At 63.5% G+C, this 17,076-nt stretch carries 15 protein-coding genes; 7 read left to right on the top strand and 8 right to left on the bottom strand.

Going from position 1 to position 17,076, the window contains the following annotated elements; translation table 11 throughout:
• Positions 1-82 precede the first annotated feature (82 nt).
• On the top strand, positions 83-979 hold the full coding sequence (locus RBB18_RS11230) for a LysR family transcriptional regulator (RefSeq protein ID WP_306112065.1): 897 nt from the start codon (positions 83-85) through the stop codon (positions 977-979).
• 77 nt (positions 980-1,056) lie between these two features.
• Here RBB18_RS11230 and RBB18_RS11225 read toward each other — a convergent pair whose 3' ends face one another.
• Both RBB18_RS11225 and RBB18_RS11220 read right to left on the bottom strand, forming a co-directional pair.
• Positions 1,057-2,172 (bottom strand): 2Fe-2S iron-sulfur cluster-binding protein, encoded by a 1,116-nt coding sequence (locus tag RBB18_RS11225; RefSeq protein WP_306112064.1) that lies wholly within the window; start codon positions 2,170-2,172, stop codon positions 1,057-1,059.
• Positions 2,160-2,360: a hypothetical protein gene (locus tag RBB18_RS11220; RefSeq protein WP_306112063.1), complete on the bottom strand. Its 201-nt coding sequence runs from the start codon at positions 2,358-2,360 to the stop codon at positions 2,160-2,162. Before RBB18_RS11220 ends, RBB18_RS11225 begins: the two co-directional genes overlap by 13 nt.
• Before the next feature lie 136 nt (positions 2,361-2,496).
• Here RBB18_RS11220 and RBB18_RS11215 point away from each other — a divergent pair, with 136 nt between their 5' ends.
• On the top strand, positions 2,497-4,440 hold the full coding sequence (locus RBB18_RS11215; RefSeq protein ID WP_306112062.1) for a TonB-dependent receptor domain-containing protein: 1,944 nt from the start codon (positions 2,497-2,499) through the stop codon (positions 4,438-4,440).
• 468 nt (positions 4,441-4,908) lie between these two features.
• Here RBB18_RS11215 and RBB18_RS11210 read toward each other — a convergent pair whose 3' ends face one another.
• On the bottom strand, positions 4,909-5,196 hold the full coding sequence (locus RBB18_RS11210) for a DUF2218 domain-containing protein (protein ID WP_306112061.1): 288 nt from the start codon (positions 5,194-5,196) through the stop codon (positions 4,909-4,911).
• A 125-nt stretch (positions 5,197-5,321) separates the two neighbouring features.
• On the opposite strand from RBB18_RS11210, the gene RBB18_RS11205 reads away from it, so the two are divergent.
• From RBB18_RS11205 to RBB18_RS11185, 5 genes are all read left to right on the top strand, one after another.
• A complete protein-coding gene (locus RBB18_RS11205; RefSeq protein WP_274593801.1) occupies positions 5,322-6,209 on the top strand; it encodes a siderophore ABC transporter substrate-binding protein in 888 nt (295 codons plus the stop codon).
• A gap of 24 nt (positions 6,210-6,233) precedes the next feature.
• Positions 6,234-7,166 (top strand): ABC transporter permease, encoded by a 933-nt coding sequence (locus RBB18_RS11200; protein ID WP_306112073.1) that lies wholly within the window; start codon positions 6,234-6,236, stop codon positions 7,164-7,166.
• The gene (locus RBB18_RS11195) at positions 7,156-8,100 is read left to right on the top strand and encodes an iron chelate uptake ABC transporter family permease subunit (protein WP_103763814.1); all 945 of its coding nucleotides are present in this window, start codon (positions 7,156-7,158) and stop codon (positions 8,098-8,100) included. Before RBB18_RS11200 ends, RBB18_RS11195 begins: the two co-directional genes overlap by 11 nt.
• Positions 8,097-8,849, top strand: a complete 753-nt coding sequence (locus RBB18_RS11190; protein ID WP_306112060.1) for an ABC transporter ATP-binding protein — start codon at positions 8,097-8,099, stop codon at positions 8,847-8,849. Before RBB18_RS11195 ends, RBB18_RS11190 begins: the two co-directional genes overlap by 4 nt.
• Before the next feature lie 163 nt (positions 8,850-9,012).
• Positions 9,013-10,968 (top strand): TonB-dependent receptor domain-containing protein, encoded by a 1,956-nt coding sequence (locus tag RBB18_RS11185; protein ID WP_306112059.1) that lies wholly within the window; start codon positions 9,013-9,015, stop codon positions 10,966-10,968.
• A 215-nt stretch (positions 10,969-11,183) separates the two neighbouring features.
• On the opposite strand, the gene RBB18_RS11180 is transcribed toward RBB18_RS11185, so the two are convergent.
• The 5 genes from RBB18_RS11180 to RBB18_RS11160 all read right to left on the bottom strand — a co-directional run bounded on the left by RBB18_RS11180 (position 11,184) and on the right by RBB18_RS11160 (position 17,051).
• A complete protein-coding gene (locus RBB18_RS11180; RefSeq protein WP_306112058.1) occupies positions 11,184-12,239 on the bottom strand; it encodes a siderophore-interacting protein in 1,056 nt (351 codons plus the stop codon).
• Positions 12,236-13,456 carry an MFS transporter gene (locus RBB18_RS11175; RefSeq protein ID WP_306112057.1) on the bottom strand — a complete coding sequence of 407 codons (1,221 nt, stop codon included), beginning with the start codon at positions 13,454-13,456 and terminating at the stop codon, positions 12,236-12,238. Before RBB18_RS11175 ends, RBB18_RS11180 begins: the two co-directional genes overlap by 4 nt.
• A gap of 3 nt (positions 13,457-13,459) precedes the next feature.
• Positions 13,460-15,553 (bottom strand): TonB-dependent siderophore receptor, encoded by a 2,094-nt coding sequence (locus tag RBB18_RS11170; protein ID WP_306112056.1) that lies wholly within the window; start codon positions 15,551-15,553, stop codon positions 13,460-13,462.
• Positions 15,554-15,816: 263 nt separating this feature from the next.
• Positions 15,817-16,530, bottom strand: coding sequence for an anti-sigma factor (locus RBB18_RS11165; protein WP_306112055.1), 714 nt, complete (start codon positions 16,528-16,530; stop codon positions 15,817-15,819).
• Positions 16,527-17,051, bottom strand: a complete 525-nt coding sequence (locus RBB18_RS11160; RefSeq protein WP_103763807.1) for an RNA polymerase sigma factor — start codon at positions 17,049-17,051, stop codon at positions 16,527-16,529. Before RBB18_RS11160 ends, RBB18_RS11165 begins: the two co-directional genes overlap by 4 nt.
• Positions 17,052-17,076 lie beyond the last annotated feature (25 nt).

Genomic DNA, 17,076 nt, shown 5'->3' with positions numbered 1-17,076 from the left:
CTTGTTTCTACGTCGTGGGCCTAACGCTGAGTTTTCAAACCTGTTATTTCACGGGGCAATTTGGAAACTTGGAATTGCACGGATGAACAGCAAGCTTGACTGGAGCGACTACCAGACGGTCCTTCGGATCGCCGAGGCGGGCTCTCTTTCCGGGGCGGCGCATCGGGTCGGCGCGAGTCATCCGACCATGTTTCGCAGGATCAATGCCGTGGAGGAAAAGCTCGGTGTGCGGCTCTTCGAACGATTTCGCACCGGCTATCGGCTCACGGCCGCGGGGGAAGAGGTCGTGGCGACCGCGCGCGAGATGGAGGAACTCACGAACGAGACAGAAAGACGCGTGTCTGGGCGCGATCTGAAGCCTTCGGGTGTTGTGCGGGTCGCGACGACGGACACGCTGCTCTGTGGCCTGCTGGCCCCCGAGGTCGCCCGCTTCAGGCTCGCGGAACCCGGCATCACACTCGAGTTTGTCATTTCGAACGAGATATCTGACCTGGCCTTCCGCGAAGCGGACATCGCAATCCGCCCAGCGACGGCACCCGAAGAACACCTTGTCGGACGGCGGCTGGGCCGCATAGAGCAGGCTGCCTATGCGCTACGGGCACTCGATCTCGGCCGCGACGACCGACCGGAATGGGCGACGCTTCCGTGGATCGGCCCGAGCCCTTCCATGACCTATCCCCAGCTTCACGCGTGGTTGCGCGATGTCGGGTGCGAATGCGCCTGCGTCTGCACGATGAACAGTGTCCTGAGTATGCACGCCGCGGTTCTTGCCGGTATCGGCGTCGCAGTCCTGCCCTGCTACCTGGCCGAGTCCGATGGTGAATTGCAACGCCTTGGACCGGCAATCGAAGAGCTGGCCGTCGACCTATGGTTGCTCACGCATCCCGACCTGCGCCACACCGCCCGCGTGCGCGCAGTTCTGGAGTACTTTGGGAGCAAGCGGAAGATGTTGTTGCCGACAGCGAACGGCACCAAGTAGTCCCGTCCTGCTTGTTCCAATGGTCTTCAGACGTCTACTGAAACCTTGCCGATAGGGTGCGAACAGCAGGCAAGTATCTAGCCTTCCGCGATGTCGTCCTCGGAAATGCCACCGTTATGCACCATGTGCACCTCGCCAGCGCTCTTGCGCACCTTGCAGGTGCCGCACACGAAGGTGCAGCCCGACGGGATGTTCAGGCCGTTGGCCCGCGCTGCCGACAGGATGGTGTCGGTTTCCGTGACATTCGCGCTGACGCCGGAAAGGGCGAACTCGACCTCTGCCTGTGCGGCCTCATCGGGGACGACATCTTCGATATCGGGGATCTCGGCCTCGGTGGCCGCCGACGCGTGAAAGCTTTCCTGGTGGTAATGTGCCATGTCAAAGCCGAGACCTTGAAGCGCTTCGCGCACCGCCTGCATGAAGGGCTCGGGGCCACAGCAGAACACCTCGCGTTCCAGGTAATCCTGGGCCATCAGTCCCAGCATCAACTGGTTGAACGTGCCGCGGTAGCCGGTCCAGGGTGCATAGCGGTGAGGGGCTTCGACCACCCAGTGCAGGTCGATGCCCGGCACGCGGCTGGACATGTGTTCCAGCCGTTCGCGAAAGATGATCTCGCCGGGGCGACGGGCGCAGTTGATGAAGACGATATCGGGTTCCGTTCCGAGGTCGAACATCCATGTCGTCATCGACATCATCGGCGTGATGCCGGAGCCAGCCGAGATGAACAGGTACTTCTCGGCGGGGTGATCGAAATGGGTGAAGAGGCCCGAAGGCCCTAGGGTCTTGATCCGAACGCCGGGCACGAGGTTGTCGAGCATCCAGCGCGTGCCCGCCGTGTCGTCCCTGACCCGACCCAGCCATTTCGACACAGCCGGCTTGAGGTCCATGGTGAAGCTCTTGGCACCGGGCAGCAGCGGCATCCGCGCGAGGCGGTATTGCATGTCGTCCGACATGCGGAACCGCGACGGGACGCCCTGTGCCTCCAGCCGGTCGAAATGCGCCTGAAGATGCGGCGGGGTGACGCCGTCCTCGATGCCGGTCACGGTGGGGTCGTCGGTGAACGACCAGCAGAGGCCGGGATGGTTGCCGCCGCAGTGATAGCACTTGCGGTTGTTCTCCGACACGAGTTTCCAGTTGCCGTTCTCGACGATGGAGGTCTCGAAGGCGACCTTGGCTTCGGTCAGGTCATGCACCTGCAGGTAGGGGGGGGCAACTCGGCGAATGCGTCGAATTCGGGGGCGTCATCGGCCAGGCAGATATAGACCAGCCCTCTGAGGATGCGGCAATGCACCGGCTTCAGCCCATGTTTGGTGGGGTCAAAGTCGGGGCCCATTTCGCGCGCCCACAGAAGCCGCCCGTCCAGTTCGTAGGAACGACACAAGGCATCTGTGCTTCCCCTGGTCTCGGTGCGCCGCGCGCCGTTCTGAATTGCAATTCTGACCGACATGTGAAATGGGTCAGAGATAGGCAGCCGATGATCCGCTACCCAGAAAAACCAAATCTACTGGGGAATGGATATGCGCACTGTCACGCCGTTTGCGTCGGCTATTTTCATTATCGGCACCGGAAGCGCGTTCGCGCAAGCTCCCGAGCCCTTCGTTCTGGGCACGATCTATATCGGGTCGGATGCCACCACCTCCATCGGGATCGACAACGAGGACCTGACGCGCACGACGCCGAAGGACCTGCAGGAAGTCTTCAAGTCCGAGCCGTCGGTGTCGGTGGGAAGCTCGCTGCCGATCTCGCAGAAGATATTTGTGAACGGCGTCGAGGAGAATAACCTGAACGTCACCATCGATGGCGCGCGGCAGAACAACCGGATCTTTCACCACAGCGCTACGACCTATATCGACCCCGAACTACTGAAGGCGGTACGGGTGGACCCCGGCGTGGGCCCGGCGGATGCGGGGCCGGGGGCGATGGCCGGTGCGATCGCGTTCGAGACGAAGGACGTGCAGGACCTCTTGGAGGAAGGACGCACGTTCGGCGGGCGCTTCATCACCGAGTACCAAAGCAATGGTGATGTCTTTACCAACAGCCTGGCGCTCTTCGGCGTGTCGGGGCGGTTCGAATACCTGGCCTTCGGGAAATACGCCGACGGGGGCCTCCGCGAGGACGGCTCCGGCATGGATATCACCGGATCGGGCACGGGGCTGACCAGTGGCCTGGCCAAGGTGGCATTCAACGCCGACAATGGCGGGCGGCTGGAATTGGGATACGAGATCGTGCGCGACGATGCGCAGCGGCCCCTGCGGGCGGATTTCGCGGGCTTGCGTGGTGTGTTGGCGACGCGGACCTATACGCTGGAGCGCCAGAACCTGGTACTGTCCTACGAGTTCGGAAATACCACCGCGATGTGGAACCCTTCTGTGCAGATCGCCTACAACTCGACCGATCTATATACCGGGCCAATGCCGGGCGCGACCGACGCCTATTCGGGCGAGACCACGAGTTTCACAGGCAAGATCCAGAACGAATTCCAGGTGGCGAACGGCACCGTCAACGCGGGTCTCGATTTCTACAGCGACGTGGCGGATATCAACGGCGAAGGCACGGCCGTGTTCTTTGCCGAGGAGAAGGCCACCAATATCGGCCTCTTCGTGCAGGCCGAGTTGGACCTGACGGAGCGGTTCCGCCTGTCCACGGGCGCGCGCTATGATTTCCAGGAGTTCGAGGGCGTCGACGGCACGACCTATGACAATGACGGGCTGTCGGCGAACATCGCCGGGGATTTCGACGTGACCGATGCGATCACGGTCAGCGCCGGGGCCTCGCGCGTGTGGGGCGGTATCGCGCTGGCGGAAAGCTTTCTGTTCGATCCGGCCTGGGCCTATCCGGCGTCGATCGAGCCGGTAACGTCCGAGAATTACTACCTCGGGGCCAATTACCGGGTCGGGAACTGGGATTTCAAAGCAAAGCTGTTCAAGACCGATATCGACAACGCGCGCACTTTGCTGGACCCGACCACGGGTCTTTTCAATGGCGGGCCGGGGCAGGTTTCGGATCTCGACACTGAAGGGTACGAGATCGGCGCGGCCTACACGTGGTCGAGCGGGTTCGCCCGGATCGCCTATGCCGATATAGATACCAAGATCAACGGCGGCCCCGCCGACAGCTACACCGGGCGCTACCTGACCACGCCTTTGGGCGACAATCTTGTGTTCGAGGTGGCCAACACCTGGGATCGGCTGGGCCTGACGCTGGGTGCGGATGCGCAGATCGTGTTCGACAAGTCGGCGGCGGGCGCGCCGGGTGGCGAGATCGACGGCTTCGAGGTGGTCAACGCCTTTGCCGAGTATACGCCGCGCCGGATGGAGAACCTGACCGTGCGCGCCGAGATCGACAACATCTTCGACGAGACCTACACCGAGCGGGCGACCTATGGTCAGGAATTCGCGACCGTGACGCCGCTGCGGGAACCGGGCCGGTCTTTCAACCTGCGGGCCACGCTGCGGTTCTGAACGTGGTTCTGCCCTTGTGGGCGGTGTCCGTGAAAGGCGTGTTGATGATCGCGACCGTAAGGGTCGCGGTCATCGAAGGGCGAAGGTTTGGTTGGAGGCCTTTGCGAGACAACGGCGTCGAGTCCCCAGCCGGTTAACAGCCGCGAAGCGGCCCGGCCATCGTCAGCCCCTCCCTTGGGCTGGCGATTTGGCTGGGGCTGGGCGCAACGATCATTCTGAGGATGAATTTGGCAGGCATAAAGGGCTTCAGAATTGCCGTCGGATCGCCACCCCAGGGGCTGACGCCGGCCTCCGGCGTGAACGTGAGCAAAGTTCAACTGAGCGAACAGCCGCGTAAAAAGCAGCACCGCAAGTTTCTGCGTGGCCATTGGCCTATCCAGGCCAGATTATCCTTGGCGTAAGCCGAACTTCCCTACGCTTCCAAGAAGGGCCTGCGCGGACCGATGGGGTCGGGCTGCCGCACCAGGATCAGGTCGTGGCCCATTCCATGCCTTCGATCTTTTCGCGGTGGGCGAAGGTCACGAGGTGGCTGTCGATGACGCCCTTGGCAGCGGGCACGTTTTCGTCCTTGTCCACTTCGAAGCGGATTGTGAGCCCCTGGGGGTCCGATTCCATGATCGCCGGGCCGAAGACGAAATCGGCGCGGCCGTGGTTGCCCTCGCAGGTGGCGTCGATCTTGTGGGCGAAGTGCTTGCAAAGCTGGGTAAGGTATTTCGCGCCGTGTTCGGTTTCGATGCGTCCGATGAGGGTGGGCATGGCTGCTTCCTTTTCGCGATATGTTGGGCGTAGACTCTTCTTTTCCCTGCGGTTAAGCACAGCGGAGCAGCGCCTGCAAAGCCAGACTTCCCAGCCATGCAGGTTTTTCAAGACAGAGGGAAGACATGCTCCGAAAATTCGCTTTTGCGCTTTGCCTTGCGGCAGGGCCGGTCAGTGCGCAGGATGTGACCGTCGAGACGTTTCGCGGTGCTGTGACCGTTGCGCAGTCTCCGGAAACCGTCGCCGTATACGACATGGCCGCGCTCGACACGCTGGAGGCGCTGGGCGTCGAGGTGGATGGTACGATTTCCAACGTCTACCTGGACTACCTGGAAGACGTGGCGGACGGTGCGGCGCGGATCGGAACGCTGTTCGAGCCGGACATGGAGGCGCTTTACGCGTTGCAGCCGGACCTGATTGTCGCAGGGGGGCGCAGCTATGACAAGGTCCCTGACCTTGCCAAGATTGCGCCGACGATCGACATGACGATCCATGTCGAGACGCTGGCGACGGGGCTGAAGCGGTTGGAGGCCTATGGCGCGATTTTCGGCAGGCAGGACGAGGCGGCAGCACTGGCCGACGCGTTGACGCGCAAGCAGGCCGAGGTGACAGAGGCCGCCGCAGGCGCGGGCCGGACACTGATCGTTATGACGAACGGGCCAAAGGTTTCGGCCTACGGCCCGTCAGGACGGTTTGGTTGGCTGCACACGGCCTTCGGGCTGGAGGTCGCTGCCGAAGAGGTGGCGGGCTCGGATCACGGCGAGGCGATCAGTTTCGAATTCATCCGGCAGGTCGATCCCGATGTGATCCTGGTGATCGACCGCAGCGCCGCGATCGGCGATGTCGAGACGGCGACATCGACGCTGGACAATGTGCTGGTGCGCGAGACGAAGGCGTGGCGCAACGGCAAGGTCATCACCCTCGACAGTGCGCCCATCTACATCGCGGCGGGCGGGGTTCAGGCCCTCAATGCCACCATGGACCAGTTGCTCGACGCGTTTTCCGGAAGCTGAACCGTGGGCAAGATTGTCCTCGGGATGGTGGCGCTGCTGGCGCTGTCGGGCGTGTCGCTGTTCATCGGCGTGATCGACCTGCGCCCGACTGCGCTGTTGCAGGACCCCGCAGCACTGCAACTGATCGCGGTGAGCCGGGCACCACGCTTGTTCGCGGTGCTGATCACAGGGGCGTCGCTGGCGGTGGCGGGGACGGTCCTGCAAATGCTGGTGCGCAACCGTTTCGTCGAGCCGATGACGGTGGGCAGCGGTGAAGGCGCGGCGCTGGGCATCCTGCTGGTCACGCTTTACGCGCCGGCGGCATCGCTGCTTGCAAAGATCGCCATGGCGTCGGCGACGGCGTTCGCCTCGACCGCCGGTTTCTTGGCCATTGCCCGGCGGCTGCCGCCGACGCAACCCTACATGGTCGCCCTCGTGGGGTTGGTCTATGGCGGGGTGATCGGGGCCGGCGTGACCTTCGTGGCCTACCAGAACGACCTGTTGCAGATGATCGGCGTCTGGGTGACCGGAGAGTTCTCTGGCGTGTTGCAGGGCCGGTACGAGACATTGTGGCTGGCCGCCCTGGCGGCGGTGCTGTGCTTCGTGGCCGCCGACCAGTTTTCGATCCTGGGGCTGGGACACGCGGCCAGCATCAACCTTGGGCTCAATTACCGGCAGGTGATGCTGTTCGGGCTTCTGGCCGTGTCGCTGGTCAGTGCGCTGACCGTGGTGAGCGTGGGGATCATCCCCTTTGTCGGGCTGATCGTGCCCAACATCGTGTCGCGCATGATGGGCGACAACCTGCGCCGCACGCTGCCGGTGATCGCGATGATGGGTGCGGGGCTGGTGCTGGTGGCGGATATCGTGGCCCGTGTGCTGCGGTATCCGTTCGAGATGCCCTCGGCCACGGTGTTGGGGGTGGTGGGTGCGATAGTGTTCATCTGGCTGCTCTACCGTCCGGCGCGTCATGCACCGTAGGCGGCTGATCGTTCTTGCGGTGCTGTTCGTGGCGTCGGCGGTGGCCTACATGACGATCGGCGCGCGCGGCAACTGGGGCTTCGTGCTGGAGTTTCGCGGCGCAAAGCTGGCGGCGCTGTGCCTTGTGGCGGTGGCGCTGTCGACCTCGACGGTTCTGTTTCAGACGATCACGCAGAACCGCATCCTGACGCCGTCGATCATGGGGTTCGACGAGCTTTTCGTGCTGATCGTGGCGATGGGCGTCTTCGTTTTCGGCATGACGGATTATCTTGTCGTCACATCGTGGATCCAGTTCGGCGTGTCGCTGGTGCTGATGACCGGCGCGTCGCTGCTGCTGTTCGGGACGCTGTTGTTGCAGGAGCGCCCCGACCTGATGCGGATGATCCTGACCGGGCTGGTACTGACCGTGCTGTTCCGGTCGCTGCGCACCCTGCTGGTGCGGATGCTGGACCCGAACGAGTTCAGCGTGGTGCAGGTGTCGTCCTATGCCCGGTTCCACCAGATCGAGACCGGCCTGCTGGCCATTGCGGCGGTGACCATCGGCGCGGCGTTGGTCGGCGCATGGGCCATGCGGCACCGGCTGGACGTGCTGTCGCTGGGGCGCGAGGCGGCGATAAACCTGGGCGAGGACGTGCGGCGCGGCACGTTGCAGGTTTTGGTCCTGATCGGCATTCTGGTGTCGGTGGCGACCGCGCTGGTCGGGCCGACGGCGTTCCTGGGGCTGCTGGTGGTCAGCATCGCCCATGCGGTGACACCAACCGGGCGGCACGCGGTATTGCTGGTCTCTGCCGCGTTGATTTCGGGCACGACGCTGGTCGGGGGGCAGGCCCTGCTGGAGCGCGTGTTCGGGCTGGTGACGCCACTGACCGTGGTGATCGACCTTGCGGGCGGCGTGCTGTTCCTGGTGCTGGTGATGAAAGGATTGAAGCGATGATTTCCGTGATGGACGTGAGCCACGACCTTGGCGGCAGCACGGTGCTGCACGATATCGAGCTGGAGATTCCCAAGGGCAAGGTCACTGCGTTGATCGGGCCCAACGGGGCGGGCAAGAGCACGCTACTGTCGCTGATCGCGCGGCTGGCGCGGCACCGCACGGGGCGGATCATGGTGGACGAGTTGGAGGTGGGCGTCTGCGCGTCGAACACGCTGGCGCGGCGGCTGGCGATCCTGCCGCAAAGTTCCGAAATTGCGCCGCGACTGACCATCGAAGAACTTGTGGCGTTCGGGCGCTACCCGCACCACCTGGGGCGGCCGGGCAAGCACGACCGAGAAAAGATCGCCGAGGCGCTGACCCTGTTCGACCTGGATCCGCTGGCGCAGCGCACGCTGGACACGGTTTCGGGCGGGCAGCGGCAGCGGGCACTGCTGGCGATGATCTTTGCGCAGGACACGGATTACATGCTGCTCGACGAGCCACTGAACAACCTCGACATTGCGGCGTCGCGGTCGCTGATGGCGCTTTTGCAAAGGCTGGCGCGGGCGCACGCGCGCACGGTGGTGATCGTGCTGCACGACATCAACTATGCCTGTGCCTATGCCGACCATATCGTGACCATGAAAGGCGGAAAAATTGGCCCGCAGGGCGATGCCGAAACGCTGGTGGACGGCAAGCTGATGCACGAGGTTTTCGAAACCGACGCGGTGGTGCACAGGATCGGCGGGCGGACCTTCGTGGCGGTCTGAGCCTTCGGCACGGCGGCAATTATGCAAAAATGCCAGCCGGCCCGTACTTTGCACGGGATGGTGCTTGCACATTGCGCGCAGGGGCTTAAACGTCTCCGGATGACCGCCAGGGAAGCATGACCGCACGTACCCAGCTTCGACACGACTGAAATGGGACACAGCCATGAACCTCTCTCGGCTCGGCATTCTGCTGATCACGACCGCTTTCCTTCCCGTGCCTGCCGCCTTGGCGCAGGACGCCGAAGCCGCCACTTTCCTCGGGACGATCCGCATCGGCTCGCCGGAAGCGCAAGCGCTTCTGGGCAATGACGAGATCTCGGAAGAAGAGATCGAACAGCGCAATCCGCAATCCATCCGCGACGTGTTCGACGGGGAAACCTCGGTCAACACCAGCGGCGGGGCGGCGATTGCCAACAAGGTGTTCGTCAACGGTGTCGAGGAAAGCCTGCTGTCGGTCACCATCGACGGCGCGCGGCAGAACAAGTCGGCGTTTCACCATACCGGTAACGTGCTGATCGACCCTGCGCTGCTGAAATCTGTCGAGGTCAGCAAGGGGCTGGCGCCGGCGGATGCGGGACCGAACGCGTTGGCCGGGTCTCTGGCCTACGAGACCAAGGACGCCGCCGACCTGCTGCAGGATGGCGACAATTTCGGCGGCATGACCACGCTGACCTTCGGCACGAACGAGGACCGGATCCGCGCCGGGCTGACGGTGTTCGGGCGCAGCGGCGGGTTCGAATACCTGCTGAGCGGCACGCGGTCGGACAGTGGCAGCTACGAGGATGGCAGCGGCGTGACCGTTCCCGGCTCGGAGGCGGATCTGACCAGCTACCTTGGCAAATTCGCCTATACTTCACCCACGGGTCACCGGCTGGAATTCGCGGCGTCCCAGACCGAGGACACGGGCCTGCGGGCCGGGCAGGCGGGGCCGGGCGGCATCATCTTCATCCGGCCGGACTTTGCCGGCGTCACCGGACGACCCAGCGTGCTGGTGCCGGCCCTGTCAAAGCGCACGTCCTACACACTGACCTACACCAAGGACAGCGCCACGGACTGGTTCGATCCGTTCTTCCAGCTGAGCTATAACGAACAGGAGATCGACGCCTCGGGTGTCTTCGGCAAAAACGAAAGCTTCAGCGGGACGTTCAAGAACCGCTTTGCCATCGCCGGCGGGGACCTGTCGGTGGGTGTCGATTTCTTCGACGAGTCCGCCTCGGGATTCGGCCGTGGTCCGGGCCCGTTCGGCAGTTCCGGGCGCGAGGATCACTGGAACATCGGGATATTCGCGCAGGCGCGGCAGGATGTCGGCGAGCGCGTGTCGGTGTCGTATGGTGCGCGCTATGACTGGCAGGAGTTCAAGGCCGCCAGCGGCCAGACCTTCAAGGATGACGGGTTCAGCGCCAACGGGTCGGTCGATTACAAGATCACCGATTCGCTGACCCTGAACGCGGGCTACGCCCATAGCTGGGGCGGGTACGAGCTGGGCGAGGCGGCGCTGATCAATTTCGGGGCGCCGTGGACCTATGCCGGGTTCACCACCTCGCGCTCGGATGCGGGCCGGATCGGTCTGCGCTACGAGCGGGGTCCGTGGCAGCTGAGCGGTGCGTATTTCGAGACCTATGTGAACGACATCAACGCCGTGCTGCCCTCCGGCGGAGACCGGGGCGCGATTGCCGACCTGTCCTCGAAGGGGTGGGAAGCGTCGGTCGGGTACAGCCGGGCCAACGGGTTCATCCGGGTCAACTATACCGATGCGGATGTCGACCTGAACAGCACGACGATCGGCTCGACCGCCTATTACCTTGGCCGCCCGGTCGGCAAGGCGATCGCGCTGGAAGGCGCGGTCGATGTCACCGACGAGTGGACCTTCGGCGGCACGGCAGAGATTGCATTCAAGAACCGCGACACGCCGGTGCCGCTGTCGGGCTACGAGGTCGCCAACCTTTACGCGACCTACACGCCAAGCAAATTCGACCGGTTGCAGATGCGGCTGGACGTGCGCAATATCTTTGACGCGACCTACACGAGCCGCTCGTCAGACGGGGTCGGGCTGGGTAACGTGATCGCGTTGACGGAGCCGGGGCGCTCGGTCAGCCTGACGGCAAACCTGACCTTCTGAAGCGTCTCGAAAGCACCTGAATTTCCGTGTTTCGGAAAAGACGGTTTCGTGAGGCAGACAGCCCCGAGTTTCTGTAAAAGAAAGCCACCGACGCGCGCGGTGGCTATCCCGGCGAGTATCAAGAACGCCAATTCTTCCCTAGGCACCGGCTTGAGTATTGCGCGTCGGGCCGACGCTATTGTCAGTCCGCCAAAGGTTCAGGTCGCCGATGCGCCTCACGAGGCCCAGAATGCGGCTATGTGGAGCTTGGTGCCCGGAACACCCATGGTCTTTGCGGCACTGCGCAGACGGCGTGCGTCCTTCTTTTCACCGGCGAACCAGATCGCCGACGTCGGATGTCCCGGCAAGGCTTCGAGAGCAGCGTCAGCGATACCCTCACCCGTCCGGCGCGAGAGCCAGCGGACCGAAACGCCCTCATGCGCCGGGATCGGATAGGCGGTTTCGGCCCCGTCTGCGGTTTCAAGGATCATCTCGGCGGTGGCCCCTGCGTGCAGTCCTTCGATCAGTCGCGCAACGGCAGGAAACCCTGTCTCGTCCGAGGCAATCAGAAGGCTCTGCGCATCGACCAACCCGCCGCCGCCAGGGCCCACAATGCCGACACGGCTGCGCCGCATGTCTCCGGCATGTAATTCCTCGCACCACTCTGTCACGCGCCCACCGTCATGACGGAACACGTCCATAAACAGAACATTCGACGCCCGATCCAGGCTGCGCACGGTGTAAACCGGAATATGTGGCGCGCCGGGACCTTTGGGCCATCGCGTCGAACCGTTGGGTGCCACCGCGGGCCAGTCCGGTGTCATGCCCCTTGGCGGCAGAACCAGCCTGAAATGGATCGACTCGTCGCCGAATATGGAGACGTCTTCCACCTTCAAGGTTACGCGCAGAAAGGCGTCACCCAGCCGCGCGACCCGCGTGACCTGTCCGAATTGAAAGTTCGGGGGAAAGCCACCGATTTCGGCACTGTCGGACCAGCGCATGGCCTCGGCCAAATCGGGCAAGACTGTACGCAGATGTTCGACCATGGCGTTTTTCATCACGAAAAGGTTCCGGGAGTCGGACGCGGCGACCATGCCAGCCACCGGCGTGTCGACGCCTTCGCGCAGCCCAATCAGGCCATAGCCCGTTTCCACCGTCACCTGCCCCGGTTCGTCTTCCTGCAGGGTCAGCCCGTGCTCATCGACTTCGAGCAAAAGCATCTTGCGGATCGAGTCGAAGGCCACGCCCGGCAAATCTGCGCGGGCTTCCTCTCTGTAGTGTTTGCGCGTCATGTCTGAACCTCCGCAGCATCGACCCTTCGTCCGGATGCGGCCCACAGGATCAGCGGAACCGTCGATACGGACACCACGCTGGCGATGCAGAAAAAGATGCCGTAGCCCAACCACTCCGCGATCACGCCCGCAACCAGTCCGGCCAGCATGCTCATGGCGGCGTCCATGCACTGCAAAAGCGTGAAGTCGACGCCGCCTTGCCGGGGGTCGGACCACCTCATGAATTGCGCGTATAGCGCCACGAAGCCAAGCGCCATAACGGCGCTACTGGCGACCATGGCAAAGGGCGCCACCTGCGCCGGCGCTACCAGCCCGGTGCCAGCGGCGACCGAGACGAGCGCCAGCAGCGAGGCCTGCGCCAGAACGGCCCCGACCAGCACGAGGCGGCTACCGAAGCGGCGGACCACGGCCCCGCCTGTCAGAGCGCCCAACAGTCCCAGCGATACGCTGCCAAGCCCGGACAGAAGGCCCAGTTCCCCGAGGCTGTAGCCCGCGTCGATAAAAAAGGGACCGAAAAGCCCCATCGCTGTCTTCTGGGCAACCACGTATAGTGCTGCAATCACCAACCCACGGCGAAGGTCGGGCCGGATCAGCGCGGACCGCAGGCTGGGCACATGCGCCCGTGTCACCGGCTTCGCCGCGCGGCGTGCCAGGAAAACGAAGGGCAGGCAGATCACCGCGATCACGCCCGCCATGCTCCAGGTTCCCACGGCCCAGCCGGCGCGATCCACCAGGATCAGGAAAGCCCCGCCGCCAATGGCCGAACCGATATACGCGCCGCCCACCTGCGCCGCGTTCCCCCAGCCGTAACGGGTCTGCGACAGGGCGGCCACGGCGTAGCCGTCCACCGCGATGTCGACCGTCGCCGTGGCGGTGGCGGCCACCAGCAGAACGCCAAGCACGGCCAGCACCGGCACCGGCCCGATCGCACCGACCAGCGCCAGCATGGCGACGACAACCGCGATACCGGCCACCACCAGCTCCGCCGAGCGGTCCCTGCCCACCGCGGGCAATCGCAGCCGCTCGAAGGCCGGCGCCCACAGGAACTTCAGCGCCCAGGGCAGCACGATCAGCGAGACGAGCCCGATATGGTCCAGCGGCAATCCCTGGTCCCGCAGCACGCCGGGCAGCCCGCTCCAGGTCAGCCCACCCAGCACGCTTTGCGCCACGTAGATCCCGCCGATCGCGCCGACGATCCTGCGTTGCCCTGACGCCATTCCCTAGAACCGGCGCTGCACGGCGAAGGTCGCGGTCCGCCCCTGGTGACGATAACAATTACCGGCGCTGCACGTCTGTCCGTCCTCGTCGAAGACGTTGCGAAAATTGGCCTGCACTTCCAGGCCTTCATAGCCCTGCTTGGCGAAGTCATAGGTCATGGCAAGGTCGACGAAGACCCGATCGCGGTTCTTGTAGGTGTTCTGGTCGTCGCCGTAGCTTTCGCCGACATAGCGCAGGCCACCGCCAATGCCGAAGCCTTCCATCATACCGTTTTGCGGCTCATAGAATGCCCAGAGCGCGGCCTGGTGCTTGGGGGTTCCCGACAACTGGTTGCCGACCGTTCCGGTGGTCCCGGCTTCGATCTCGACATCGAGATAGGTGTAGCTTCCGGTCATCCTCAGCCCGTTGCCCAGGTTGAACTTCCCTTCCAACTCGAGCCCCTGAGAACGCAGGTCATAGGGCACCTGGACCTGGTTCAACCCGCCGAAGACGGCGCTGTTGACCGGCTGAAAGACGACACCGTCCTCCTGCTGGATGTCGAAGATCGACGCGGTAACCAGGCTGTCGGTTCCGGGCAGTTCATACTTGAAGCCAAGCTCGGTCTGCACCGCCTCTGTCGGTGCGGCAGGCGCGTCGCTGGCAGGGTCGGTCGGGTCGGAATAGGTCACGCCCGTGTTGGGCACGAACGTGCTGGAGAAATTGGCAAAGGGCGTCATTCCGTTCGCCATGGCGTAAGAGATGCCGATGCGGCCGGTAAGGGCGTCATCCGTCGTTCTCGTGCCTGCCCGCGTGGCATCAAAGCTGGTCGTTTCGACAAAATCGTACCGGCCGCTGACGAAAACGTTGAGCGCGCCATTGGTGATCTGGTCGTGGACATAAATGCCTGTCTGCTCGATGTCCTGCCCTTGGCTGTAGGGAGCTGGAGTGGCTTCGACAGCGGCGGCCGACGCGAAACCGAATGTGGAGAACGCATCGAATTCGGACCTCGTGTAGTCCAGTCCTGCAACGAACTGATGCGTCAGGGCCCCGGTTTCCAACTCCGCCTCGATGGTGTTGTCGACGCTAAAGTTCGACTGGTTCTCGAGGTACTTTCCCCAACCGCGCCCGATGGCGCCGCCACCGAAATCGTAAAGCCCGCTATAGCGCAATTCGCTGTCCACCTCGGAATAGCGCATCTTCTGGCGCAGGGTCACTGTGTCGGTCAGTTCATGTGCGATTTCGTAACCGATGCGATACTGCTCGTTGTCGAACGTGTTGTAGGCCGGATCGCCGTTATAGGTCTCCGACGCCACGCCCGGTGCCGGATTGAAATAGGCCGCGGTCGCCCCGACGGTCGAATCCGAGTATTCCGTCAAAAGCGTGATGCGCGTGCGCTCCGTCAGATCATAGGTCAGCGACGGCGCAATCAGAATCTTGTCGTCCTTGTACCCCGGCAGGGGCGTGTCGGCGTCCCGCACAAGACCGGTCAGCCGGTACAGGAGCCGCCCATCCTCGTCCACCGGACCGGTAAAGTCGAACGCCAGTTCCGCCCGGTTGTCGGTGCCCGTCGTGAAGCGCAACTCGTTGAACGGCTCCGCCTTCGGGCGCTTGGACACCACGTTCACCAGACCGCCCGGACCGCTGACACCATATAGCGAGGAGGACGGCCCCTTCAGGATGGCAATGCCTTCCAGCGTGTAGGGATCGTTGACGTACCATGCCGATGGCCCGTTGACCTGCCGCAGCCCGTCCCGGAAGAACCCGTTGTTGAACGCCGGGAAGCCGCGCAGGTAAAACGCGTCATACCGGCTGTCGAACCCGAAGGTGCTGGTGGTCGTCCCTGCCGAGAATTCCAGCGCCTCCAGAAGCTGGCGGGGCTTGCGGTCCTCTATCTCGTCCTGCGTGACCGTTCCGATCGACTGCGGAATATTCGCGATCCGGCTCTCCAGCTTGGTCGCCTGCCGCCCGGATTGCGCGACATATCCATTCTGCTGCAGCGTTTCGTCGCTCTCGGATTCCAGTTCGATCGTTCCGAGCTGATACGGGGACCCGCCCTGCGCATAGGCCGAAAGGCTTGTTGTCAGTAAGGCGATTGCGGTCAGGCTGAGATACTTCATACCGTCCTTGATTTGTCTGAGGTTTTCGTGGTCGCACGCCACGTAGAGAGGACGCGGGCCGAAGAGTCAAACTATTTTTGTCAGGTATTTGGCCCGCTGCTTGCAATAGCCGATCCACGACCGAAAGCCGAGCCTTCAGCAGTTTGAAGCCCTCAGATCAGCGTGCAGAAAGCGTCTAAGTTTTCATTGAAGCGGCGCGGAGAAGCCCGATTGCCGACCCTACGACATATCGTTGCGGAACTCCGAGTTGTTGCCGTCCTTCGCTATTTCAACGCTTTCGCCTCGCTTGACGCGTCAAGGGCCGGGCCCGCGCCGATCGTATCCAGATACAGATCCAACATCTCGGTTGCCGCGTCGTTTGCCGGCGAGAAACCGTCGCGCGAACCGTCCGCGACACTCACCACAACAGCCCACTCGGACGCGTTTCGGCACGCCAGGAACCTTCGGGGCATGGTGCCTGCCGGTTGCACCGAAATGAGGCGGCAAAGTCCTTGTTGAGTCTCGTAGCTGCCAAGCGCCCGCGCCGGGCCAACTCCGCCAACATCCCGGGTCTGCCCTGTCGGCACGTCCGAAAGGGCCGCGGCTACATCTTCAAGTGGTGCCGCACCGGCCGGAGCAAACCGTTCCTGCAAGGTCCACCCGACTCCGACACCGATAACCAGCGAGGCCGCAAGTGCCAGAGGCCACGCGCGGCGGTGGCGCAAGGGGACGACTGCGGACACGGGCCGATCCTGCGTCTGGCCGTCGTCGGTAGGAGTCTCACGAACAGTTTCGACAAGGTGCTCGGGAACGGCCCCTTGGGCAAAGGCCGCGCGCAGGGTCGTGGCGGTCTCGGCAAACAAGGCGTAGCGCGCCGCGAGATCTGGATCCTGTTCGATCCTTTGGCTCAGATCTTCGGCCGTTGCGCCATCAAGTTCGCCGTCGGCAAGGGCCATCAGCATCTCGTCACTTACCTCTACCTTGTTTGGCGTGCTCATCGCGCTTCTCCTTTCTTGGGTGCGGTTTCGGGCTGCATGCCCAAGTCCGAAGCAAGCGTGGCGCGGGCGCGTGCCAGCCGGCTCATGACCGTCCCGACGGGAATATCCAGCGCGTCCGCGGCCTCGCGGTAGCGCAGCCCTTCCACGCAGACCAACATCAACACCTCTCGTTGCTCCTGAGGCAGGGCGTCCATCGCCCCACGCACGCGCGCCAATTCCAGCCGCGCCTCGGTGACCCGGCGACCGTCTGTGCCCACCAATTGCCGTGCCCCGTCCGCCTGGTCGATCTCGACCACATCGCGCGTGGCGCGATACTGGTCGATCCAGGCGTTGCGCATGATCCGGAAAAGCCAGCTGTCCAGCCGGGTGCCTTTGGTGAAGCCCGAAAGATTGCGCAAACCTTTCTCGACCGTCACCTGCACGAGATCGTCCGCCTGATCCCAACTCGGCGCGAGGGACCGCGCGAAAGCCCGCAGCCTGGGAAGCAGGTCGATGATTTGCTGTCTGACATCGTCCGTCATGCGGCGGAGTCCTGTGGGCGTGTGC

The sequence above is a fragment of the Roseovarius sp. MMSF_3298 genome (assembly GCF_030733705.1).
Lineage (GTDB): Bacteria > Pseudomonadota > Alphaproteobacteria > Rhodobacterales > Rhodobacteraceae > Roseovarius > Roseovarius confluentis.
This window is presented reverse-complemented; position numbering and strand designations above follow the sequence as displayed.